This window comes from Pseudarthrobacter sp. L19 (genome assembly GCF_050859435.1).
Classification (GTDB): domain Bacteria; phylum Actinomycetota; class Actinomycetes; order Actinomycetales; family Micrococcaceae; genus Arthrobacter.
On sequence record NZ_CP193935.1, the window covers coordinates 2,008,787 to 2,029,852 of the forward strand.

The following is a 21,066-nucleotide window of genomic DNA, read 5'->3' on the forward strand; positions in this document are numbered from 1 at the left end:
GTTGTTGTGAACCTAGTTGCTGTGGGCGGGCAGTTTTGGGTGCGCTGGCACTCTTCACAGATGCCCTGGTACAGGACATCGGCGATCTGGATGGTCATCGGTGCGGTCCCGGAGCCCCAGTGCGGGGTCAGGCAGGGGGCGTGGCCGACGGCGCACTCGACATCCTCCACACGCCCGCACCCGATGCAGACAGCGTGGTGGTGGTTGTCGCCCACCCGGGTCTCGTACAGGGCGGGGGAGTGCGGGGGTTCGAAGCGGCGGAGCATCTGCAGTTCGGTGAGGTCGCCAAGGACCACGTACACCGACTGGGCGGTGAGCTCCGGGAGTTCCTCCCGCGCGGCGGCCAGGATGCGCTCGGCCGGCGAGTGCGGGTGGCGTTCGACGGCGTCGAGCACGGCCAGCCGCTGCTTGGTCACCCGGCGGCCGTGGGCGCGCAGGGCCTCGGCCCATGCGTCGCTGCTGCCCGGGGTAGCCTTCATGGTCCCATTCAAGCATCTATTTTTAGCAAGTCGCAATAAGGCGGGACTTAGTTAGTCTTGCCGTCCCATTAGAGTTGCCGGGTGGGGAAATTCCTGGCTGACATCACGCCGCTTCGCGAGAGCCCGGCGTTCCGCCGCCTGTGGCTGGGAACCGCGGCCTCCGCCGTCGGCAGCCAGCTCACCCTCGTGGCCGTGAGCCTCGAGGTGTACCGCCTCACCCAGGACAGCTTCTACGTCGGCCTGCTGAGTATCTTCGCGCTGGTCCCGCTGGTTCTCGGCGGGCTGCTGGGCGGATCGATCGCCGACGCCCACGACCGGCGCCGGGTGGCCCTGCTGGCCTCCTCCGTCCTCTGGCTGACCACCGGCTGCCTGGCGCTTCAGGCCTGGCTGCAGGTGGGCAACGTCTGGCTGCTCTACGCCCTGGTGGCGGTCCAGAGCGGCGCCCAGGCCATCAACCAGCCGGCCCGCAGCGCCATCATCCCGGTGCTGGTGCGCAAGGAACTGCTGCCGGCCGCGAACGCTCTGTCCATGATGAGCATGGGCCTGTCCATGACCGCCGGGCCGCTGCTGGCCGGCGTCCTGGTGGCCACCATCGGCTTCGCCTGGACCTACACCATCGACGTGGCCAGCTTCGCGTTCGTGGTCTGGGCCCTGGTCAAGCTGCCGGCCATGCCGCCGGACCGGGTGACGCACCGCGCCGGGCTGCGCTCGGTGGTGGAAGGCTTCCGTTTCCTCGGCACCCGGCCCAACCTGCGGATGACCTTCGTGATCGACCTGATCGCCATGATCCTCGCCCAGCCGAGGGCCCTGCTGCCGGCCATCGGCGCCCTGATGATCGGCGGCGGGGAGGCCACGGTCGGCATCCTGCTGGCCGCCACTGCGGTCGGCGCCTTCCTGGCCGGGCTGTTCTCCGGTCCGCTCGGCGGCGTCCGCGCCCAGGGGGCCGCCGTGGTCTGGTCCGTGATGGGGTGGGGCGCCTCGGTTGCCGGGCTGGGGCTCGTCGTCGTCCTGGCCGGGCGCTCCGGCGGTGCGGGTGTGACGGCCTGGCTGATTCCCGCCGCGCTCTGCTGCGCGCTCGCCGGCATCGCAGACTCGGTCAGTGCCGTCTTCCGGACCACCATCCTGCAGTCCGCCGCACCCGATCATCTCCGCGGCAGGCTGCAGGGCGTGTTCGTCGTGGTCGTCGCCGGCGGCCCGCGGGTGGGGGACCTGTTGGCCGGCGGCACGACCAAGCTGCTGAGCGAGGGCTGGGTGCTCCTGGCCGGGGGCGTCCTGTGCGCCGTCGCGGCCTGGTTGGTGGCCCGGTGGCAGTCCGGCTTCCTGCGCTATGATGCCCGGAACCCGGTGCCGTAGCGGTTCGTTTTTAGAGTGGAACGGGCCCGGTGCTTCCGCGCCGGGGGACGGTTCCGGTTCGGCTTGGGAGGATCTGTGCACAACCATCACAACGGCCTGAAGACGGCCGCCCTGTTCGGTGCCCTCTGGGCGGTGCTGCTGGCACTGGGTGCCCTGATCGCGTCCGGGACCCGCAGCTCGGCGCCGCTGTGGATCATGACGCTGATCGGCGTCGGCACCACCTTCTACGGCTACTGGAACAGCGACAAGCTCGCCATCCGGGCCATGCAGGCCTTCCCGGTCACGGAGGCCGAGGCGCCGCAGCTGTACCAGATCGTCCGGGAGCTCTCGGCCCGGGCCAACCAGCCGATGCCGCGGATCTACATCTCCCCGACCATGGCGCCCAACGCTTTCGCCACCGGCCGCGATCCGCAGCACGCCGCCGTCTGCTGCACGCAGGGCATCCTGCAGCTGCTGGACCTGCGGGAGCTCCGCGGCGTCCTGGGGCACGAGCTGATGCACGTCTACAACCGCGACATCCTCACCTCCTCGGTCGCGGCCGCCGTCGCCGGCGTGATCACCTCGGTGGGGCAGCTGCTGATCTTCTTCGGCGGCGGCGACCGACGGAACGCCAACCCGCTCGCCCTGATTGCCATGTCCATCCTGGCGCCGTTCGCCGCCTCCCTGATCCAGATGGCGATCTCCCGCACCCGCGAGTACGACGCCGACGAGGACGGCTCCGCGCTGACCGGGGACCCGCTGGCGCTGGCCTCGGCCCTGCGCAAGATCGAACAGGGGTGCAGCTGGCGCCGCTGCCGCAGGACCAGCGCCTGGTCAACGCCTCGCACCTGATGATCGCCAACCCGTTCCGCGGCGGGGGCATGGCCCGGATGTTCTCCACCCACCCGCCGATGGCCGACCGGATCGACCGGCTGGAACGGATGGCGGGCCAGCGGCTGGGCTAGGGCCCTTCCTCGCGCCGCCCCGCGACACGGAAAAGGCCTGCCGCTGCCGGTATACCGGGAGCGACAGGCCTTTGCGCGTCGAAAACCGTGCGAGGTTAGCTGCGGAAGTTCACGAACTGCAGGTCGGCCTCGTCGAAGTTCTTCAGCAGGGCCATGGTCTCCTGCAGGTCGTCGCGGGACTTCGAGGTCACGCGGAGCTCGTCGCCCTGGATCTGGGATTTTACGGACTTGGGCGCCTCGTCGCGGATCAGCTTGTTGATCTTCTTCGCCAGATCCTGGGCGATGCCCTCCTTGATGCTCGCCTCCAGGCGGAACTCCTTGCCGGAGGGGTAGGGCTCGCCGGTGTCCAGGGACTTCAGCGAGATGCCGCGGCGGATGAGCTTGGACTGCAGGACGTCGAGGACGGCCAGGACGCGCTCCTCGGAGTTGGCCTTCATCAGGATCTTCTCGCCGCTGAAGTCGACCTCGGCGCCGACGCCCTTGAAGTCGTACCGCTGGGCCAGTTCCTTCTGGGCCTGGTTCAGCGCGTTGGCAACTTCCTGCTTGTCGACCTTGCTGACGACGTCGAATGTGGATTCGCCTGCCATGACTGTCCTCCTGCTGTTTGTCGGTGATGGTTCACTGTGCCGGCCCCCGAAAAGGGCGGTACTTCCTGCCATCCAGCCTAATACGGATGGCCCGGGCGTAGCGGGCCCGTTCACAGTCGGCTCAAAGCGAAACGCGGGTGGGAACGAAGGTTGGCCCGGCAGGGTTGAAGGCGTTGAAAGAGTTTCACGAAAGGCAGGGCCCATGAGCCGCAAAGCCATCCATTACGTCACCGCCACCACCGCCGCGGCCGCCGGTTCACTGACGACGGCGGCCACCTCCATGGCCGCGGCCGCCCTGGCTGCCTCGGTGGTCCTGAGCCCCGCCGCCGGGACGATCGCCCGGCTCGACGGCGTCCATGCCGACCTCGCCCGGGCCGTCCAACTGAACCAGGTCACGTCCGAGCAGGCGGCCCGGTTCGAGGCCAAGCTGGCCGGACGCATCCTCGGCGCGTCCTGACCGCAACCCACTCACCCGCAGCCCGCGTCCGCCGCGTGCTGCCGCCGTCGTTCCGGCCCTTGAGTGGCCTTCACGGGGAGCGGCGGGGCCGATTCGATTCTTCGGCGGAAGTTCTGTAAAGTTGTCTTGCCCGCGGTTGCCGGACACGGAACGACCTGGAAACAGGACGAACCAGGACGGTGGCGCGAGTGATCTTCTTTTGAAGTTCGGCAGATTACCCGAGCGGCCAAAGGGGGCTGACTGTAAATCAGCTGGCAACGCCTACGGGGGTTCGAATCCCTCATCTGCCACCCTCGGAAAAACCTCCGGAACCATCACGGTTCCGGAGGTTTTTCTTTGCCCGGCGTCACATCCGCGCGCGGACCGCGGGCCACCGCGCCGATCCGGCGGACCGCGGGCCACCGCGCCGATCCGGCGGACCGGGGTTATTCTGGCGCTGGAAAGGATTCGACATGGAGATCAGCCTGGCGGCGGGAAAGGGTACGCTCACCCTCGACCGGAGCGGCATTCTGCGTCTGAGCTGGGCAAAGGGTTCCTCCGTGGAAGCCGTTGACGCCATGGAATCCGTGCTGGCCGTCGGCAAGGTCAGCGCCGGCCGGATGCTGCCCTTGCTGATCGACATCAGCGACGTTGATGTCAGCGCCGGCGCGCGGAACCACTACCTGGAGAGCCGCTTCGTGTGCGCCGTCGCCCTCGTGGGCGCCACCAATGTGGACCGTGTGGTGGCGGCGTGGATGCGCCGCGGCAATGACTGCCCCCAGCGGTACTTCACCGACCTCAGCGACGCCGAGGCGTGGCTGAACGGGCTCGAACGGCCCAGTGCCGCCGGACAAGAGCCCGTTGTCGCGACCGCCGTCGAACCCACCCCGGCCTAGCGTCGGCCGCGGGCGCAAACCTCCGACGAATCCACCCCCGGGGTGGCGCCCGGAAATCCCACTTGATCCGGCGCCGTAGCGCCCCACCTCGCCCCGCGGCGCGCCGAAAAAGTCATCTTCCGTGCAATCGGTTGGCGGACCCTACCGGGAAGTAGGGTTGTGCCGTTATTCGTGTTGAAGCATAGGAGCTGAAGTGAAGTCGTTTGCATGTGGTGACGTGGTCCCGGGCTGTGAAGCACGCTGGGTCTGCAGCACTGAAGATGAAATCCTGGTCCAGGTCGGTGCGCACGCCGCGTCCGTCCATGGCCTGACCGAACTGCCGCACGAGCTGGTCTCGTCGGTGCAGAAGTCCATCCGTCCGGTCAGTTGAGTCACGGGGCGGGCAGGTCGGGCCCGGAAGCCGGCACTTCAACGCCGCCGGACTGGGACGCCCTGCTCGCCGCCGCCTGCCGCGGTGAGGGTCTGGCGACGGCGTATCAGCCGATCGTGGACACCTCCCGCGGGTCCGTCGTCGGGTATGAGGCGCTCGCGCGATTCCCCGGCTACACAGAAAAGAACCCTGAGGTCTGGTTTGCCGCGGCGCGCTCCCACGGCAAAGCCGCCGAACTGGAGGCCGCCGCACTGCGTACAGCCCTCCGGGCGAGGGCGGCACTGCCGGCCAACTGCTTCCTGACCGTCAATATCTCCCCGGAGCTGCTGACCTCCGAATGCATCCGTTCCGTCTGGCGGGACGAGGGGCGGCTGGGCGGCCTGATTGTTGAGCTCACCGAGCAGACCCCGATTGATTCCTACGTCGGCCTCGAGCCCGACCTGAACCAGCTGCGCTCGGCCGGCGCCCTGATCGCCGTCGACGACGCCGGTGCGGGGTACGCGGGCCTGCGCCACCTGCTGGCGCTGCGGCCCTCGATGATCAAGATCGACCGCGAGCTGATCCAGGACGTCGACCGGGACGAGGCGAAGCGGGCACTGATCGAGATGATGGGTGCCTTCGCCAGCCGCGTCGACGCCTGGATCCTGGCCGAGGGCGTAGAGCGGTCCGAGGAACTTGATGCGCTGGTGGCCCTGGGCGTTCCCCTGGTGCAGGGCTACTACCTTGCCCGGCCCGGGCCGCCCTGGGCCGGAATCGAGCTTGACGTCGCGCACCGGCTGGCCAGCTCGCGCACGGTGGCGGACAAGACGGTTATCCGGGACATCGTGGAGGCGGCTCCGGCCGTCCCGACAGTCGCCGCGGCAGCGGATGCCTTCGGAGCCAATCCGACCCTGGAGGATGTGGTCCTCCTCGGGGAGAACCTGCGGCCCGTAGCAATCCTGGATCCCGGGGCGGCGGCCATGGGCGTGGTCAGCCAGGGCATCCGAGTCAATCTGGACACCCCGCTGGACCAGGCCCTGGCGCGGTCCATGACCCGGCCCAGGGAGCAGCGCTACGAGGCCCTCCTCGTCACGGACAACGCGGGCCGGTTCGCCGGGGTCGCCCGGATGGAGCGCATGATCCTGGCCTTGGCCGCAGCCGGAGCCGATGCGGTGGAAGGATAAGGGGATGCCCCTTCCTGAATCCCTGGCGGCCGACCTGCATGGCGGCGTTGTTATGCGAATCGTCCGGGAGGACGACGCCGGTGAGCTCGCCGATGCCTACCGCCGCAACAGCGCCCACCTCGCACCCTGGGAACCGGTCCGCGGCGAGGAGTTCCTCACCGAAGCCGGCCAGCTCGCGAACACCCGCGGCAAACTGGGGATGTTTGAGGCCGGAACCGGTGTGCCCTGGATCCTGCTTTCCGGACGCCGGGTGGTCGGCGGAATGACCCTGAGCGGCATCGTGCGGGGCCCGTTCCTCAGCGCCAACCTGGGCTACTGGGTGGACCAGGACCTGAACGGCCGGGGCATCTGTTCGGCCGCCGTCGCCCACGTCCTCAAAGCCTCATCCACCACCCTGGGACTGCATCGGATCCAGGCGGCCACCCTGCTCCACAACGACGCCTCGCAGAAGGTGCTGCGGCGCACCGGCTTCCAGGAGATCGGCGTCGCTCCGCAGTACCTGAACATCGCCGGGCGCTGGCAGGACCACCTGCTGTTCCAGCGGCTGCTGTACTGAGCGTATGAGCGGAAGACGGCGGCGGGCTGGCGGCTGGAGTGCCCGCCGGGCGGCCGCCGCGGTAGCGTGTGGCCCATGAGCATTCTGCTGGTGGGCGGCGGTCCCGACACGGTCACCACCTCCGCCATCTTTGACCGGTTCGCCGACGAGCTGCGGCGCCGCGCCGGGGGAACCCGGCCGCCGCGGGTGGCCGTGGCGCTGTTCGATCGGGAAGGCAGCTGGGACTACTTTCTCCCGGCCTACGAGACACCGCTCCGGGACCGTGCGGAATGCCGGATCATCCCCGTCCCGGTACGGACCGGCGAACGCCCAGAGCCGGCGGTCTTCGCCGACGTCGACGGCATCGTCGTGGGCGGCGGCCCGACGCCGGAGTACCTGCGCGGACTGTTTGACTCTGCGGGGGCCATCCGTGCGGCGGTGGCAGACGGCGTGCCTTATCTGGGATTTTCGGCAGGCGCCATGATCGTCCCGCAGCGGGCCCTCATCGGCGGGTACCGCCTCCACGGCGTCGACGTCTGCGAGGAAGAATGCTCCGAGGGCCTCGAAGAGCTCGAGATCCGCGACGGGCTGGGCCTGGTGCCCTTCGCCGTCGACGTCCATGCCGCGCAGGCGGGCACCCTGAGCCGCGCCGTGGCCGTCGTCACCGGGGGACTCGCGGAGCGGGTGATGGCGATCGATGAAAACACCGCACTGGTGCTGCGGCACCAGGACCTCGAGGACCTGCAGGTCCTTGGGGCCGGACACTGCTGGTCCATCCGCCGTTCCGGCACCAAGGCAACGGTGGCGGTGCTGACGGCCGGCTAGGCGCGCGCTCCGCCGCGCGGCGTCATCATTGGCACCATAGTTACTCACGGGTAACATGGCTGGCATGCACCTGCTGCTCCGCACCCTCTTCCTCCTGATGAACGCGTCCCGGCGCCCGAAGCTGGGCATTTGGGACGCCGCGAGCCTCCCGCTCCGGGTCCTGCCCACGGACATCGACATCGCGATGCATGTCAACAACGGCATGTACTTCTCGCTCATGGACCTTGGGCGGTTCGACCTGATGGCGCGCAGCGGCACTTGGAAGGCCATGCGCCGGCGCGGCTGGACCCCGTGGTGGCCGGCGAGACCATCGCGTTCCGCCGCTCGCTGCAGCTCTGGCAGCAGTACACCATCGAAACCAAGGTGATCGGCCTGGACTCCAAGGCCATCTACTTCGAGCAACGGATGGTGGTCGACGGCGAGATCTACGCCCGCGCGCACATCGCCACCCGGCTGGTCAGCAAGGGCAAGCCGGTCAGCCAGGAGGACATCCTGCGCGAATTCGGCGAGCCGCCCGCCGGCCTCGAACTGCCCGAATGGCTGCACTCCTGGCGGGAAACCAACGCCCTTCCGGGTGCCCGCCGCCCGGCGCCGCACCTCTGGGGCTGACCGGCCGAACCCACTTCCGCGCCCGCCGGGGCCCTGTTCGGGCATGCGCGCACGGCGGCCGGCCGGATGAGCCAAGAGCGAAACACCGGCGACTTTCCGGCCCGTCTCGCGTACCGTTGAGAAATGGCAACCGTAGACATTACAGGTGAACAGTTCGCAGCGACCGTAGAGGACAACGATATTGTCCTGGTAGATTTCTGGGCCGAATGGTGCGGCCCGTGCAAGCAGTTCGGCCCCACCTACGCCGCCGTTTCGGAGAAGCACCCCGACGTGGTGTTCTCCAAGGTGGACACCGAGGCCGAGCAGCAGCTGGCCGCCGAGGCCGGCATCACCTCGATCCCCACCCTGATGGCGTTCCGCGAGAAGGTCCTGGTCTTCTCCCAGCCCGGCGCCCTGAACGCCCAGCAGCTGGAACAGGTAGTGGACGCCGTCAAGGCACTCGACATGGAGGAAGTCCACGCCCACGTGGCCCGCTCGCAGGCCGAAGCCGCCACCAAGCAGGACGGCACGCAGATCCCCGACGCCTAGTCCCCACGGCCGGCGTTATAACCAACGCGGGGCTGCCCCAGGCCCATCCTTTCAAGGATGGCGAGCCTGGAGCGGCCCCGCGTTGCGTCGTTTAGGGGCGGTGGGCTGCCCCGCCGGGTGGGGCGGCTAGACCCGCTCCACCTTCACCGGCTCGGCCAGCAGGGCGCTCATGGACTCGTTCAGGTCCTGAAGGGCGCTGCCCTTCGCGTGGCGGTCCAGGTCCTCCTGGCTGGCCCACTGCTCGGTCAGGACCAGCCGCTCTTCCGTGGCCTCGGTCAGTTCATAGCGCAGGCAGCCGGGTTCGTTGACCACCTCGTCGATCGCAATCTCGAGGGCAAGCTTCACGCGGAAGAATTCGCCGTCGTTGGGGATGAAAGTGGCTCGCAGATCAATGGGTTCGCTCATGTCCTCCAGCCTAGCTGGCGTCCCCGCGCGACGCCCCGGGCGACCGAAAGATTTCCTAGGACATCCACGCTTTCCTCTTCTCTTGCCGACGGCGTGTTGGTAGCGTCACATCATGCTTGCGTACACCGCCGGAGACACTGACGTCCCGCTGATCGATGAAACCATTGGCGCGAACTTTGAGCGGATCGCCGCCCGGTTCCCCTACCATGACGCCCTCATCGAGGCCGCCGCCGTCCCGGGCGGTGAAGCCCGGCGCTGGAGCTACGCCAAAATGAACGACGACGTCGACCGGCTGGCCCGCGCGCTGCTCGCCCTCGGCGTCGACAAGGGGAGCGGGTGGGCATCTGGAGCCCGAACTGCGCCGAGTGGACCCTGCTGCAGTACGCCACCGCCAAAATCGGCGCCATCCTGGTCAACGTCAACCCCGCCTACCGCAGCCACGAACTCGAGTTCGTGGTGAAGCAGAACGGCATGCGGATGCTGGTCACTGCGCCGTCGGACAAGAACAGCGACTACACCGCCATGGCACGGCAGGCCCTGGCGGAATGCCCGGAGCTGAAGGAACTCGTCTTCCTGCCCGCCGGCCAGCCCGGGCTCACCGGCGCGGAGCCGGAGAGCGACGCCGAGCAGAGCTACGCCGAGCTGCTCCGGCGCGCTGACGACGTCCCCTATGCCGCGCTCAAGGACCGGATGGCGGGACTGGACGCGCATGACGCCATCAACCTGCAGTACACCTCCGGCACCACGGGTTTCCCCAAGGGCGCCACGCTGACCCACTACAACCTGCTCAACAACGGCTACTCGATCGGTGAGCTGCTGGACTACACCGAACACGACAGGGTGGTCCTGCCGGTGCCGTTCTACCACTGCTTCGGGATGGTGATCGGCAACCTGGCGGCGCTCAGCCATGGCGCGGCCACCATCATCCCCGGCCGCGGCTTCTCCCCGGCCGCCGCCCTGGAAGCGGTCCAGGACTTCGGCGGCACCTCGCTTTACGGGGTCCCCACGATGTTCATCGCGGAGCTGGCGCTGCCGGACTTCGCCTCCTACGACCTCTCCACCCTCCGCACCGGGGTGATGGCCGGTTCCCTGTGCCCCATCGAGGTGATGAACCGGGTGATCGCGGAGATGAACATGCGCGATGTGGCCATCTGCTACGGCATGACGGAGACCTCGCCGGTGTCCACCATGACCCGCAGCGTGGACACCATGGAGCAGCGGACCCAGACCGTGGGCCGGACCATGCCGCAGCTGGAGAGCCGCATCATCGATCCCGTCACCGGCGAGGTGCTGCAGCGCGGCGAGATCGGCGAACTGTGCACCCGCGGCTACTCGGTGATGCAGGGGTACTGGAACCAGCCGGAGAAGACCGCCGAGGCAATCGACCCCGAGGGCTGGATGCACACCGGCGACCTCGCCCGGATGGACGAGGACGGGTACATCGTGGTGGAGGGCCGGATCAAGGACATGGTGATCCGCGGCGGCGAGAACATCTACCCGCGCGAGATCGAGGAGTTCCTCTACACCCACCCGGACATCCAGGACGTGCAGGTGATCGGCGTTCCCGATGCCACCTACGGGGAGGAACTGATGGCCTGCGTGGTCCTCAAGCCGGAGGCCGGCCCGATGGACGCCGAGTCCCTGGCCGGCTTCTGCCGCGGCAAGCTGGCGCACTACAAGATCCCCCGGTACGTGGAGGTCCGCGACAGTTTCCCGATGACCGTGTCCGGCAAGATCCGGAAGGTCGACATGCGGCAGGAGGCCGTGGCGCGCCTGGGCCTCTGACCCGGGTCCCCGCCGGCGGGTCCTAATGGTGCCGGTGGTCCTGGATGGTCATCCGCGGGCCAAAAACGGGTTTCCGGAACCCGCTGAGCCCGATCATCCGGACCACCCGCTGGCGGTGCCCGGCCCAGGGCGCCAGCAGCCGGATCATCCCGGCGTCGTCGGTGCGCCGGCCGGTGAGGGCCGCGCCCACGTAGGCGGCGAGGTGGTAGTCGCCCAGCGCGATCGAATCGGGACAGCCGTGGGTCCGCTGCACCACCTCGGCCGCGGTCCAGATCCCGACCCCCGGGAGGGTCTGCAGTTTGGTGGCGGCCTCGGCCGAGGGCAGCCCGGCCAGCCGTTCGAGGGCCGCGGCGGAGCGGAGGACGCGCATGGCCGTGTCCGAGCGCTGCGGTCCGACGCCCGCCTTGTGCCACTCCCACGACGGAATGGCGAGCCACTGCCGGGGCGTGGGCTGGACCATCAGGGTGGCCGGGGCCACGGTGCCCGCACCCGGCGCCGGTGTCCCGAAGCGGTAGACCAAGTAGCGGTAGCCGCGGCGGGCCTCGATCACGGTGACCTTTTGTTCCATGATGGTCGGGACCAGGGCGTCGACCATGCGACCGGTGGCGGGCAGCCGGACGGCAGGGTTCCGGTGGCGGGCGTCCCGGACCATGCGGGGGAGCGTGGCGTGGAAGGACGGCTCGTCAAAGTCCGTCCAGTCGTCGTCGCCGCCCAGCAGCCGGGGAACGGCCGCGACGGCCTCCTCCGCGCCGGGACCCCAGGCCCGGGCATCGACCACAGGATCCGACGCCGGTCCCTGGGACACCAGGCGCAGGCTGGCCGGACCGGCCGCAGTGGTAAAGGCCAGCCACACGCCGTCGGCAGCGACCTTGACGGCCGGATCTCCGTGGCCACGGCGCAGCGGGCTGATGGTCTGCAGCAGATCGAACGGGCCGCCCGGACGCCAGCGCAGCGAGGCATCCGCGGACGCGGACGCGCCGGCGGACAGTTCTGCGGTGGTCATGCTTCCATGTTCCCACGGAGCTCCGACGCCGAGTCGAACGGCCCTGACCGGCGGCGTCATCCCGGCCCTACAATCCCACCAGGAGAAGCTGGTCCGGGCCGAATGCGCGGACCCCGGAGGGACAGGAGCGGCTCATGGGCGGCGGCGTGGTGCACTTTGAACTTCCCGCGGACGACGAGGACCGGGCCCGCGGTTTCTACAAGGCGGTGTTCGGCTGGACCTTTCAGGTGATGCCGGAAATGGAGTACAGCCTGGCGCTGACCACGCCCATGGACGAGCACGGCCGGCCGGCGGTGACGGGGTCTATCAACGGCGGGATCTTCCGCCGCGGCGAGCTGCGCGCGCCCGTGGTCACCATCGACGTCGAGGACATCGACGCCGCCCTCCGCGACATCGCCGCCCGCGGCGGCGCCGTCCTGCGCGGCAAGATGGAGGTACCGGGCTCCGGCTGGAACGCCTACTTCACGGACACCGAGGGAAACGTGGTGGGACTGTGGCAGAACGCCGCACCCGCCGGGGATGCCGCCGGCGGTTAGGGCAGCGGTCAGTAACAGGACAGGGTCAGTGCATCCCGCTGGTCAGCCAGAGCGCCACGACCGCCAGCGGCAGCGTGAGGACGACGGCGGCGAGGCCGGCCAGGGCGAAGCCGCCCCAGCGGATCTCCACGTTCAGGGCCCGCAGCCGCTCGTGCCAGAGCAAGGTGGCCAGGGAGGCCCACGGGGTCACCAGCGGACCCAGGTTCACGCCGATCAGCAGGGCCGCCAGCCGCACGGGCGAGCCGCCCACCGGCTCGAGCGCCAGGTAGGCGGGGAGGTTGTTGACCACGTTGGCCGCCCCCGCTCCGAGGCCCGCCAACTGCAGCAGCGCCGGCAGGCTGTCCCCGGTACCGGCTATTCCCGCCAGCGCACGGGTCAGGCCGTTGGCGTGCAGGGTCTCCACCACCATGAAGAGCCCCACCGTGAGCACCAGCGGGCGCCAGGGAACCATGGACCAGCGCAGCGAGGAGCGGCGGCGCCAGAGGAACAACACCAGCAGCGCCGCGGCCGCGATGCCGGCAGGGATGTAGACCGGCAGGCCGGAGACCAGCGCCGGCAGCAACAGAATCATGACGCCCGATGACGCGTAGAGCAGCACCTTGTCCCGGACCCCGTGCGGGGCCTGGTGGCCGTACCCGCCACGCAGGTCCTTGCGGAATGCCAGCCACAGCAGCACCAGCGGCAGCAATATGCCCACCAGCGAGGGAGCCCAGACCAGGCCCGCGAACCCGGCGGGGCTCAGGCCCAGTCGGGACTGGGCCAGCAGGTTGGTCAGGTTCGAGACCGGCAGCAGCAGCGAGGCCGTGTTGGCCAGCCAGATGGTGGTCAGGGCGAACGGCAGGGGAGGGATGCGCGCGTGCACCGCCAGGAGGACGACGACGGGCGTGACCAGCACCGCCGTCGTATCCAGCGACAGGAAGATGGTGGACACCGTGGACAGGCCGATCACCAGCAGCCAGAGCAGCAGGACCCGGCCCCGTCCCCACGCCGCCAGCCGGTCCGTCACAGCCCGGAAGAGGCCGGCATCGTCCACCAGTTCGGTCACCAATGACATGGCCACCACGAACGCCAGCACGGGCACGGTGCGGTCGGCCAGTTCGCCGAACGCCGGCAGCGGCAGCAGGCCCACCGCCAGCGCCAGGACACCGGCCAGCAGCATGCCGCCGGGAACCGCGTAGCTGCGCAGCGCAGGCAGCCAGGAATTTCGCTTCACCGGCTAATCCTCGCACCCGTGCGGGCCCCGCACGGCACGGGAGCGGCCCGGCGGCGCGAAGACGGTAACTTGGTAGTCATGAAGTACGCGCCGTCCGTCCTGGACCTCATTGGCAACACGCCCCTCGTCAAGCTCAACCACGTCACCGAAGGCATCGCCGCCACGGTCCTGGTGAAGGTGGAATACCTGAACCCCGGCGGGTCCATCAAGGACCGCATCGCGGCGAAGATGATCGACGAGGCCGAGCGCAGCGGCAAACTCAAGCCCGGCGGCACCATCGTGGAACCGACCTCCGGCAACACCGGCGTCGGCCTGGCCCTGGTGGCCCAGCAGAAGGGCTACCGCTGCATCTTCGTGGTCCCGGACAAGGTCGGCGAGGACAAGCGCTCCGTGCTGCAGGCCTACGGCGCCGAGGTGGTCGTCACCCCCACCGCCGTCGCCCCGGACAGCCCGCACAGCTACTACGGCGTCTCGGACCGGCTGGTCCGGGAAATCCCCGGCGCGTACAAGCCGGACCAGTTCTCCAACCCCGCCGCCCCCGGCAGCCACTACGAGACCACCGGCCCGGAAATCTGGCGGGACACCGACGGGCGGATCACCCACTGCGTGATCGGCGCGGGCACCGGCGGCACCATCACCGGCACCGGCCGCTACCTCAAGGAAGTCTCCGCGGACCGTCCCGAGGCCGACGGCGGCGTCGTGAAGATCATCGGCGCCGACCCTGCCGGCTCGGTCTACTCCGGCGGCACCGGCCGTCCCTACTTCGTCGAGGGCGTCGGCGAGGACATGTGGCCCGGCAACTACGACAAGGGCGTCCCGGACGAGGTCATTGCCGTCACCGACGCCGACTCCTTCGCCATGACCCGCCGCCTGGCCCGCGAAGAGGGCCTGCTGGTGGGCGGTTCCTCCGGCATGGCCGTGGTCGCCGCGCTGCGGGCCGCCAAGGAGCTTCCGGCCGACGCCGTCGTGGTGGTCATCCTGCCCGACTCCGGCCGCGGCTACCTGGCCAAGATCTTCAACGACCAGTGGATGCGCTCCTACGGCTTCCTCGCCAGCGGCGACGAGGCCTCCGTGGAAGAGGTGCTCAAGGCCAAGACCGGGGAACTGCCCGACCTGGTGCACATCCACCCGAACGAGTCCGTCCGCGACGTCATCAACATCATGAACGAGTACGGCGTCTCGCACATCCCGGTCCTCTCGCAGGAACCGCCGGTGGTGATGGGCGAGGTCCTCGGCTCCGTCGACGAACGCACGCTGACCGCCAAGCTGTTCCGCGGCGAGGCCGCCCTCACGGACAAGATCTCCGAACACATGGAGCCCCGCCTGCCGGTGATCGGTTCGCTCGAATCGATCTCGACCGCCCGCGAACTCCTCTCCGACGCGGACACCCTGATGGTGACCTTCGTCGGCGCGCCGGTGGGCATCCTCACCCGCCACGACCTCCTCGCCTACCTCAGCAACTGACACCTCCAAGGAGTCCCATGTCCTCGTCTGACAGCACCCCCGCAGGCTTCAACACCCGCGCCGTCCACGCCGGCCAGGCCTTCGAGCCGCGCACCGGCGCCGTGGTCCCGCCGCTGCACTTCTCCTCCACCTATGCCCAGGACGGCATCGGCGGACTCCGCTCCGGCTACGAGTACGGCCGCGGCGGCAACCCCACCCGGGACGCGCTGCAGGAGCAGCTCGCCGCCCTCGAGGGCGGATCGCACGCCTACTCCTTCGGTTCCGGCCTGGCCGCCGAGGACTCGATGATCCGCGCCCTGACCCGGCCCGGGGACCACATCGTTCTCGGCAACGACGCCTACGGCGGAACCTACCGCCTGATCAGCCGTGTCCTCGGCGAGTGGGGGATCGGCAACACCCCGGTGGACATGTCCGACCTGGACGCCGTCGCCGCCGCGGTCGCCGCCAACCCGACCCGGCTGGTCTGGGTGGAGACCCCGTCCAACCCGATGATGAAGATCACCGACATCGCCGCGCTCGCCACCGTGGCGCACGACGCCGGGGCCCTCCTGGTCGTGGACAACACCTTCGCGTCCCCGTACCTGCAGAACCCGCTGGCGCTGGGGGCCGACGTCGTCGTGCACTCCACCACCAAGTACATCGGCGGCCACTCCGACGTCGTCGGCGGCGCGATCGTGGTCAACGACCCGGAGCTGGCCGAGAAGATCGGCTTCGTGCAGTTCGCCGTCGGCGCCGTGTCCGGCCCGATGGACGCCTTCCTGACCACCCGCGGGCTGAAGACCCTCGGCGTGCGGATGGACCGGCACAGCGACAACGCCCAGGCCGTGGCCGAATGGCTGCTGCAGCGGCCCGAGGTGGAGGCCGTGCTCTACCCGGGCCTTCCCTCGCACCCCGGCCACGAGCTGGCGAAGAAGCAGATGAAGAAGTTCGGCGGCATGGTCTCCGTCCAGTTCAAGGGCGGCGAAGCGGCGGCCCGGACGGTGGCGGAATCCACGTCCGTGTTCACGCTGGCCGAATCCCTCGGCGGCATCGAGTCGCTGATGAACTACCCCTCCGAGATGACGCACGCCTCCGTCAAGGGCACCGAGCTGGCCGTCCCGGAGAACCTGCTCCGGCTCTCCTGCGGCATCGAGGACGTGGAGGACCTGATCGCGGACCTCGAGCAGGCCTTCTCCCGGCTCCAGCCGGGCAGCTAACGCCGGTGTCCGTTCTCTCCACGCGGGCCCGCACCCCGCTGCGCGGCTGGCTCGCGACGGCGGCTGGTGCGGCCGCCGTCGTCGTCGCGCTGGTGGTCCTCTACACGGCGTACGAGCCGCTCATGAACGACTTCGAGGTCTACTTCTACGGCGGCAACCGCGTGCTGCAGACCGGCGAGACCGGGGTGAACGAACTCTACGCACCCCGGGAAGGGCTGCCGTTCACCTACCCGCCGTTCGCGGCCCTGGTCTTCGCCGCGATGGCCCTGCTGGGGTCCGCCGGCGGCAGCACGGTCTTCACGGCGACGGCGCTCCTGGGCGCCCTCGTGGTCTCCGCCTGGCTGACCCGGCACTACTTCGGACTGGGCCGGTGGCGGGACGCGGCCGCTGACTGGCGGTTCCGCTCCGTGACCCTGGCCGGGACCGCCGCGGTGCTGCTGCTGGGGCCCTGGCGGGACACCTTCGACTTCGGCCAGATCAACATCATCCTGATGGGCCTGATCCTGGCCGACTTCGCCCTGTACGGAAAGTCCCGCGCCGGGGAGCTGCGCTGGCCCGCGGGGCTGCTGATCGGCATTGCCGCAGGCATCAAGCTGACCCCGCTGGCGTTCGGGCTGTACTTCCTGGTCCGCCGGGACTTCAAGGCCCTGGCCTGGATGGCGGCCGGCTTCTTCGGCTCGATTGCCCTGGCCTGGGCGCTGCTGCCCGCCGCCTCGGTCACCTTCTGGACCAAGATCCTCCCGGACACCGGCCGCATCGGCGGCCCGGGCTACGTGGACAACCTCTCGGTCAAGGGCCTGCTGCTGCACCTGGGCCTGCCGGACGCCACCTCCACCACCCTGCTCTGGCTGGTGCTGTCGCTGGCGCTGGCCTCCGTGGCCGCGCTGGTCATCCGCTGGGCGCTGGCCGCCGAAGAGAACTTCGTGGCCGTCTCCGCCACCGCCGTGCTGATGCTGTTGGTCAGCCCCGTCTCCTGGTCCCACCACTGGGTCTGGATGGCCGTCGCGCTGCCCTGCCTGGGCTTCGCCATCCACCGTGTGCCCTCCCGGAACGGCAGGATGCGGGTCACCGGATGGGTCATCCTGGCCGCCACCGCCGCGGCGTTCTACCTGACGCCCAAGTACCTGGCCGTCCTGGCCGGGGCGCACGAGTGGGGCAAGGGGCCGCACACCCAGTGGCAGCTCACCCTCGCCAGCCTGGGCGTGCTGTGCGGCATCGCGATGCTGGCCTACTGGGCGCTGGCGTACCGGCCGTCCCGCGCCGCACTGCGTTCCGGGGACTAATACCTCACCGACTCTGGCTTTCTTGAAAGAAGTCAGCTAGCCTGCCGGTATGGCACTGAGATCCGACTGGTCCGAACGCACCTGCAGCATGGCCCGTGGCCTGGACATCCTCGGCGACCCCTGGGGCGTCCTGGTCCTCCGCGAGATCTTCTTCGGCAACGGCCGGTTCGATGCGATCAAGGACCGGCTGGGCGCCTCCGACTCGGTGCTGACCCGGCGGCTCGCGGCGCTCGTCGACGCCGGACTGCTCACCCGGCGCCCCTACGACGACGGCGGCCGGAGCCGGGAGGAATACGTGCTCACCGCCAAGGGCCAGGACGCCCTCCCGGTGCTCAACGCCGTCGTCATCTGGGCCGAAAAACACCTGCCGGCCCCCACCCCGGAGGCGCACATGTTCGTGGTCCACACCGGCTGCGGGCAGCGGACCAGCTCCGCCGACACCTGCACCGGCTGCGGCGAGCGGCTGACCGCCGGCAATACCAGCTGGCACAGCCTCACCCGGACAGACCAGCCCGTCCCGCTGGCCACCGCCCCGCGGAACGGCGCCGCGGCATGAGCGCCCGGGCCGCCGGTTCCCCCGACGTCGCCGCGTCGACCCGGCCGCCGTCGGGCCGCCGGCACCGGATCCACCCCGCATGGACGGTGGCGGCCGTCGCGTTCCTGGCCCTCGTCGGCGCGGCAGGCTTCAGGGCAGCTCCCGGCGTGCTGATGGTCCCGCTGCAGCAGGAGTTCGGCTGGTCCACCACGGTCCTCTCCGCCGCGGTCAGCATCAACCTGGTCCTGTTCGGCCTCACCGCCCCCTTCGCCGCGGCCCTGATGGAGCGCTTCGGCATCCGGTCCGTCACCGCCGTCGCCCTGGGGCTGATCGGCGCCGGCAGCGCCCTCACCGTCCTGGTGAACCAGTCCTGGCAGATCCTCCTCACGTGGGGGCTGCTGATCGGGCTTGGCACCGGCTCCATGGCGCTGGTCTTCGCGGCCACCATCGCCAACACCTGGTTCGCCACGAGGCGGGGCCTGGTGACCGGCATCCTCACCGCCGGGAGCGCCGCCGGGCAGCTGGTGTTCCTGCCCTTCATCGCGGCGCTGGCCCAGCACCCCGGCTGGCGGCAGGCCTCCCTGCTGATCGCCGCCGGAGCCCTGGCCGTGGTCCCGCTGGTGCTGAAGTTCCTGAAGAATTCCCCGGCCGACGCCGGCGTCCTGCCCTACGGTGCCGAAACCCCGGAAGTGCCCGACGCCGGCACGCGTCCCGCCGCCGCGGCACCCGCCCCGGCGGAGCGTGTTGGCGGGCCGCACGCGACGGAGCCGGCAGCAGAGCCCGCCCCGCGCGTCAACGCCGCCGTCCGGGCCCTCCGGGTGCTTCGCCGCGCCAGCAGGGTCCGCACCTTCTGGGCACTCGTGGCAGGCTTCGCCAGCTGCGGTGCCACCACCAACGGGCTCATCGGCACCCACTTCATTCCCTCCGCGCACGATCACGGCATGCCGGAGACCACAGCGGCCGGACTCCTGGCCGTCGTCGGGATCTTCGACATCGTCGGCACCATCGCCTCCGGCTGGCTCACGGACCGCTTCAATCCGCGGGTGCTGCTCGCCGTGTACTACCAGTTCCGCGGCATCGGGCTGCTGGTGCTCCCGCTTCTCCTCGGCGCCGAGGTCCAGCCCAGCATGATCGTCTTCGTCGTCATCTACGGCCTCGACTGGGTGGCCACCGTCCCGCCCACCGCCGCCATCTGCCGTCAGGTGTTCGGCGCCGACGGCGGGGTCGTCTTCGGCTGGGTGTTCGCCGCCCATCAGCTGGGCGCAGCAACGGCCGCGCTGGCCGCCGGGGCCGTCCGGGACGCCACCGGCCAGTACACCTACGCCTGGTTCGCGGCAGCCGCCATGTGCACCATCGCGGCGGTCATCAGCGCCACCATCCGCAAGGACGCCGGGCGCGACGCCAAGGTCGCGGTGCCGGCCTGAGCTCTCGGTAGGATGAACGGCGGGGACGGGCACAGATGCCGCCGGCGCGCTGCGCCCTCGTCCCGCTGCAGCATCTATTGGGGGATCCACACATGCCATTGCTCGACGTCGACTATCCGCACGCCCCGCCGTCCGCACCCCGGGAGACGCCGCCCAGGGTTTCGGGCCGCCACCGACGCCTCGGCGTTGCCTTCGCCGCCGCCCTGCTTCCGCTGGGCCTCGCCGCCGTCGCCCTCGCGGTGTGGCACTGGCTGTCCGGCTGGGGTGAGCAGGGGCTCGACTTCAGCGTCTACTGGTACGGCGGGAAGATCCTCAACGACGCCGGCCCGGCGGCGTCGGAGCTCTATCGGGGCAATGTGGACTGGGCCGGCGGGCCCGGCCTGCCGTTCACCTACCCGCCCTTCGCCGCCCTCCTCTTCAGCCTGCTGGCCCTGCTGCCGCAGAAGCTCGCCCTGAACCTGTTCAACAACGCCGGCGTCCTTACAGCGCTCTGGGTCGCGGTCCGGGCCCTCCGGTACTGGACAGCAAAAGCCGACTGGAGGGCCGTTTTCCGGTCCCTGGGCAACCAATGGGCCGCGGCCGTGCTGGTCCTGGCCGTGCTCAACCTCGGCCCCTGGCGCGAGACCCTGGCCTTCGGGCAAATCAACATCCTGCTGATGGGCCTGATGGCGGCGGACCTGCTGGCACGGAACCCCCGCCAGGCCCACGTTGTCCCCGGCAGCGGGTTCCTGGTGGGGGTCGCCGCGGGCATCAAGCTGACGCCGCTGGTCTTCGGGCTCTACTTCCTGGTTCGCAAGCGACTGGCGCGGCCTGCTGAACATGGGTGCGGGATTCCTCACCACCGTCCTGCTCGGAGCGCTGCTGCGCCCGGCCGAGTCCGTGGAGTTCTGGTTCCGGATCCTGCCGGACACCTCGCGGATCGGCGGGGCGGGCTACGTGGACAACCTCTCACTCAAGGGCGCGCTGTTGCACTTTGGAGTTCCCGAGGACGCCGTGACTGTGCCCTGGCTGGTGCTGAGCCTGCTCGTGGTGGCGCTTGCGGCCGGAATCATCAAGTCGGCGAGCGAACAGGGTGCCCGGGTGGTCGCCATCTCCACGACCGCCCTCACCATGCTTTTGATCAGCCCCGTCTCTTGGTCCCACCACTGGGTTTGGGTCGCCCTCGTCCTGCCTGCCTTCGCCTGGACCTTGCGTGAAACGCCGTACCTCTACCGGGGGACGCGCTGGCTGATGGGCGCGGTGCTGGGCATCTCCGTCCTGGTGTTCTGCTTCTCGCCGAAGACGATCGGCACGGCCCTCGGCGCGCAGAACCTCGACGTCCAGACGCCGGGGCTCTGGATCATGGCCTCCAGTGCGGGGGTCTTCTGCGCCGTCGCTCTGCTGCTGTGCTGGCGGTTGGCCTTGCGCCGCGGGTCTTTGGCCCACGCCTTCGACGTGCACACCGCGCCAACGCCGGCCCGCGAACCGGCGGCCGCGCGGGCCGCGCTAGGCTGAATC

The 21,066-nt window shown here is 69.8% G+C and carries 19 protein-coding genes, 1 tRNA gene and 5 pseudogenes; 20 read left to right on the forward strand and 5 right to left on the reverse strand.

Annotated features, from left to right (window positions below; all coding sequences use genetic code 11):
- Positions 1–26: 26 nt before the first annotated feature.
- Positions 27–479: pseudogene (locus tag ACRQ5B_RS09500) on the reverse strand (Fur family transcriptional regulator); the annotation flags it as partial.
- Positions 480–560: 81 nt separating this feature from the next.
- On the opposite strand from ACRQ5B_RS09500, the gene ACRQ5B_RS09505 reads away from it, so the two are divergent.
- Complete coding sequence (locus tag ACRQ5B_RS09505; protein WP_432393477.1) at positions 561–1,832, forward strand: MFS transporter; 1,272 nt, start codon at positions 561–563, stop codon at positions 1,830–1,832.
- A 75-nt stretch (positions 1,833–1,907) separates the two neighbouring features.
- Positions 1,908–2,776, forward strand: a pseudogene (gene htpX / locus ACRQ5B_RS09510) (zinc metalloprotease HtpX).
- Positions 2,777–2,871: 95 nt separating this feature from the next.
- On the opposite strand, the gene ACRQ5B_RS09515 reads toward htpX, so the two are convergent.
- A complete protein-coding gene (locus ACRQ5B_RS09515) occupies positions 2,872–3,363 on the reverse strand; it encodes a YajQ family cyclic di-GMP-binding protein (protein WP_290256015.1) in 492 nt (163 codons plus the stop codon).
- 202 nt (positions 3,364–3,565) lie between these two features.
- Here ACRQ5B_RS09515 and ACRQ5B_RS09520 point away from each other — a divergent pair, with 202 nt between their 5' ends.
- The 9 genes and pseudogenes from ACRQ5B_RS09520 (at position 3,566) to trxA (ending at position 8,725) form a co-directional block, all read left to right on the forward strand.
- Complete coding sequence (locus tag ACRQ5B_RS09520) at positions 3,566–3,820, forward strand: hypothetical protein (RefSeq protein ID WP_432393479.1); 255 nt, start codon at positions 3,566–3,568, stop codon at positions 3,818–3,820.
- A 208-nt stretch (positions 3,821–4,028) separates the two neighbouring features.
- Positions 4,029–4,110: transfer RNA gene (locus ACRQ5B_RS09525), tRNA-Tyr, on the forward strand.
- Positions 4,111–4,272: 162 nt separating this feature from the next.
- Positions 4,273–4,695: an STAS/SEC14 domain-containing protein gene (locus ACRQ5B_RS09530; RefSeq protein WP_432393481.1), complete on the forward strand. Its 423-nt coding sequence runs from the start codon at positions 4,273–4,275 to the stop codon at positions 4,693–4,695.
- 193 nt (positions 4,696–4,888) lie between these two features.
- Positions 4,889–5,065 (forward strand): DUF1059 domain-containing protein, encoded by a 177-nt coding sequence (locus ACRQ5B_RS09535; protein ID WP_290256012.1) that lies wholly within the window; start codon positions 4,889–4,891, stop codon positions 5,063–5,065.
- The gene (locus ACRQ5B_RS09540) at positions 5,062–6,228 is read left to right on the forward strand and encodes an EAL domain-containing protein (protein WP_432393483.1); all 1,167 of its coding nucleotides are present in this window, start codon (positions 5,062–5,064) and stop codon (positions 6,226–6,228) included. Before ACRQ5B_RS09535 ends, ACRQ5B_RS09540 begins: the two co-directional genes overlap by 4 nt.
- 4 nt (positions 6,229–6,232) lie before the next feature.
- Positions 6,233–6,784 (forward strand): GNAT family N-acetyltransferase, encoded by a 552-nt coding sequence (locus tag ACRQ5B_RS09545; RefSeq protein WP_432393485.1) that lies wholly within the window; start codon positions 6,233–6,235, stop codon positions 6,782–6,784.
- A 75-nt stretch (positions 6,785–6,859) separates the two neighbouring features.
- Complete coding sequence (locus ACRQ5B_RS09550; RefSeq protein WP_412883825.1) at positions 6,860–7,588, forward strand: Type 1 glutamine amidotransferase-like domain-containing protein; 729 nt, start codon at positions 6,860–6,862, stop codon at positions 7,586–7,588.
- Positions 7,589–7,652: 64 nt separating this feature from the next.
- Positions 7,653–8,197: pseudogene (locus tag ACRQ5B_RS09555) on the forward strand (acyl-CoA thioesterase).
- Positions 8,198–8,320: 123 nt separating this feature from the next.
- Positions 8,321–8,725 (forward strand): thioredoxin, encoded by a 405-nt coding sequence (gene trxA / locus ACRQ5B_RS09560; RefSeq protein WP_290256008.1) that lies wholly within the window; start codon positions 8,321–8,323, stop codon positions 8,723–8,725.
- Positions 8,726–8,851: 126 nt separating this feature from the next.
- On the opposite strand, the gene ACRQ5B_RS09565 is transcribed toward trxA, so the two are convergent.
- On the reverse strand, positions 8,852–9,130 hold the full coding sequence (locus tag ACRQ5B_RS09565; RefSeq protein ID WP_377973230.1) for a putative quinol monooxygenase: 279 nt from the start codon (positions 9,128–9,130) through the stop codon (positions 8,852–8,854).
- Positions 9,131–9,242: 112 nt separating this feature from the next.
- Between ACRQ5B_RS09565 and ACRQ5B_RS09570 the strand changes: the two are divergent.
- A pseudogene (locus ACRQ5B_RS09570) lies at positions 9,243–10,915 on the forward strand (AMP-binding protein).
- Positions 10,916–10,937: 22 nt separating this feature from the next.
- On the opposite strand, the gene ACRQ5B_RS09575 reads toward ACRQ5B_RS09570, so the two are convergent.
- Positions 10,938–11,918, reverse strand: coding sequence for a DNA-3-methyladenine glycosylase family protein (locus ACRQ5B_RS09575; RefSeq protein WP_432393488.1), 981 nt, complete (start codon positions 11,916–11,918; stop codon positions 10,938–10,940).
- Between the two features lie 134 nt (positions 11,919–12,052).
- On the opposite strand from ACRQ5B_RS09575, the gene ACRQ5B_RS09580 reads away from it, so the two are divergent.
- Entirely contained in the window at positions 12,053–12,454 is a 402-nt protein-coding gene (locus tag ACRQ5B_RS09580; protein WP_432393489.1) for a VOC family protein, read from the forward strand.
- A gap of 25 nt (positions 12,455–12,479) precedes the next feature.
- On the opposite strand, the gene ACRQ5B_RS09585 is transcribed toward ACRQ5B_RS09580, so the two are convergent.
- Positions 12,480–13,613 carry an SLC13 family permease gene (locus ACRQ5B_RS09585; RefSeq protein ID WP_432398735.1) on the reverse strand — a complete coding sequence of 378 codons (1,134 nt, stop codon included), beginning with the start codon at positions 13,611–13,613 and terminating at the stop codon, positions 12,480–12,482.
- Between the two features lie 132 nt (positions 13,614–13,745).
- Between ACRQ5B_RS09585 and ACRQ5B_RS09590 the strand changes: the two genes are divergently transcribed.
- The 7 genes and pseudogenes from ACRQ5B_RS09590 (at position 13,746) to ACRQ5B_RS09620 (ending at position 21,063) form a co-directional block, all read left to right on the forward strand.
- Positions 13,746–15,131 carry a cystathionine beta-synthase gene (locus tag ACRQ5B_RS09590; RefSeq protein ID WP_432393491.1) on the forward strand — a complete coding sequence of 462 codons (1,386 nt, stop codon included), beginning with the start codon at positions 13,746–13,748 and terminating at the stop codon, positions 15,129–15,131.
- Positions 15,132–15,148: 17 nt separating this feature from the next.
- A complete protein-coding gene (locus ACRQ5B_RS09595) occupies positions 15,149–16,327 on the forward strand; it encodes a cystathionine gamma-synthase (RefSeq protein ID WP_432393493.1) in 1,179 nt (392 codons plus the stop codon).
- 5 nt (positions 16,328–16,332) lie between these two features.
- Positions 16,333–17,610 carry a glycosyltransferase 87 family protein gene (locus tag ACRQ5B_RS09600; RefSeq protein ID WP_432393495.1) on the forward strand — a complete coding sequence of 426 codons (1,278 nt, stop codon included), beginning with the start codon at positions 16,333–16,335 and terminating at the stop codon, positions 17,608–17,610.
- Between the two features lie 49 nt (positions 17,611–17,659).
- On the forward strand, positions 17,660–18,166 hold the full coding sequence (locus ACRQ5B_RS09605; protein WP_432393497.1) for a winged helix-turn-helix transcriptional regulator: 507 nt from the start codon (positions 17,660–17,662) through the stop codon (positions 18,164–18,166).
- The gene (locus ACRQ5B_RS09610) at positions 18,163–19,569 is read left to right on the forward strand and encodes an MFS transporter (protein ID WP_432393499.1); all 1,407 of its coding nucleotides are present in this window, start codon (positions 18,163–18,165) and stop codon (positions 19,567–19,569) included. The genes ACRQ5B_RS09605 and ACRQ5B_RS09610 overlap by 4 nt, the downstream gene beginning before the upstream one ends.
- 92 nt (positions 19,570–19,661) lie before the next feature.
- Positions 19,662–20,294 (forward strand): annotated as a pseudogene (locus ACRQ5B_RS09615) (glycosyltransferase family 87 protein); the annotation flags it as partial.
- A gap of 94 nt (positions 20,295–20,388) precedes the next feature.
- Positions 20,389–21,063, forward strand: a complete 675-nt coding sequence (locus ACRQ5B_RS09620) for a glycosyltransferase 87 family protein (RefSeq protein ID WP_432393501.1) — start codon at positions 20,389–20,391, stop codon at positions 21,061–21,063.
- Positions 21,064–21,066: the final 3 nt, after the last annotated feature.

Excerpts from the sequence above, each read along its gene's own strand:
- ACRQ5B_RS09515 (WP_290256015.1), bottom strand. The coding sequence starts at position 3,363 with ATGGCAGGCGAATCCACATTCGACGTCGTCAGCAAGGTCGACAAGCAG.
- ACRQ5B_RS09530 (WP_432393481.1), top strand. The coding sequence starts at position 4,273 with ATGGAGATCAGCCTGGCGGCGGGAAAGGGTACGCTCACCCTCGACCGG.
- ACRQ5B_RS09620 (WP_432393501.1), top strand. The coding sequence starts at position 20,389 with ATGGGTGCGGGATTCCTCACCACCGTCCTGCTCGGAGCGCTGCTGCGC.
- ACRQ5B_RS09595 (WP_432393493.1), top strand. The coding sequence starts at position 15,149 with ATGTCCTCGTCTGACAGCACCCCCGCAGGCTTCAACACCCGCGCCGTC.
- ACRQ5B_RS09585 (WP_432398735.1), bottom strand. The coding sequence starts at position 13,613 with ATGCTGCTGGCCGGTGTCCTGGCGCTGGCGGTGGGCCTGCTGCCGCTG.
- trxA (WP_290256008.1), top strand. The coding sequence starts at position 8,321 with ATGGCAACCGTAGACATTACAGGTGAACAGTTCGCAGCGACCGTAGAG.
- ACRQ5B_RS09520 (WP_432393479.1), top strand. The coding sequence starts at position 3,566 with ATGAGCCGCAAAGCCATCCATTACGTCACCGCCACCACCGCCGCGGCC.
- ACRQ5B_RS09545 (WP_432393485.1), top strand. The coding sequence starts at position 6,233 with ATGCCCCTTCCTGAATCCCTGGCGGCCGACCTGCATGGCGGCGTTGTT.
- ACRQ5B_RS09580 (WP_432393489.1), top strand. The coding sequence starts at position 12,053 with ATGGGCGGCGGCGTGGTGCACTTTGAACTTCCCGCGGACGACGAGGAC.
- ACRQ5B_RS09605 (WP_432393497.1), top strand. The coding sequence starts at position 17,660 with ATGGCACTGAGATCCGACTGGTCCGAACGCACCTGCAGCATGGCCCGT.
- ACRQ5B_RS09565 (WP_377973230.1), bottom strand. The coding sequence starts at position 9,130 with ATGAGCGAACCCATTGATCTGCGAGCCACTTTCATCCCCAACGACGGC.
- ACRQ5B_RS09575 (WP_432393488.1), bottom strand. The coding sequence starts at position 11,918 with ATGACCACCGCAGAACTGTCCGCCGGCGCGTCCGCGTCCGCGGATGCC.
- ACRQ5B_RS09590 (WP_432393491.1), top strand. The coding sequence starts at position 13,746 with ATGAAGTACGCGCCGTCCGTCCTGGACCTCATTGGCAACACGCCCCTC.
- ACRQ5B_RS09610 (WP_432393499.1), top strand. The coding sequence starts at position 18,163 with ATGAGCGCCCGGGCCGCCGGTTCCCCCGACGTCGCCGCGTCGACCCGG.
- ACRQ5B_RS09550 (WP_412883825.1), top strand. The coding sequence starts at position 6,860 with ATGAGCATTCTGCTGGTGGGCGGCGGTCCCGACACGGTCACCACCTCC.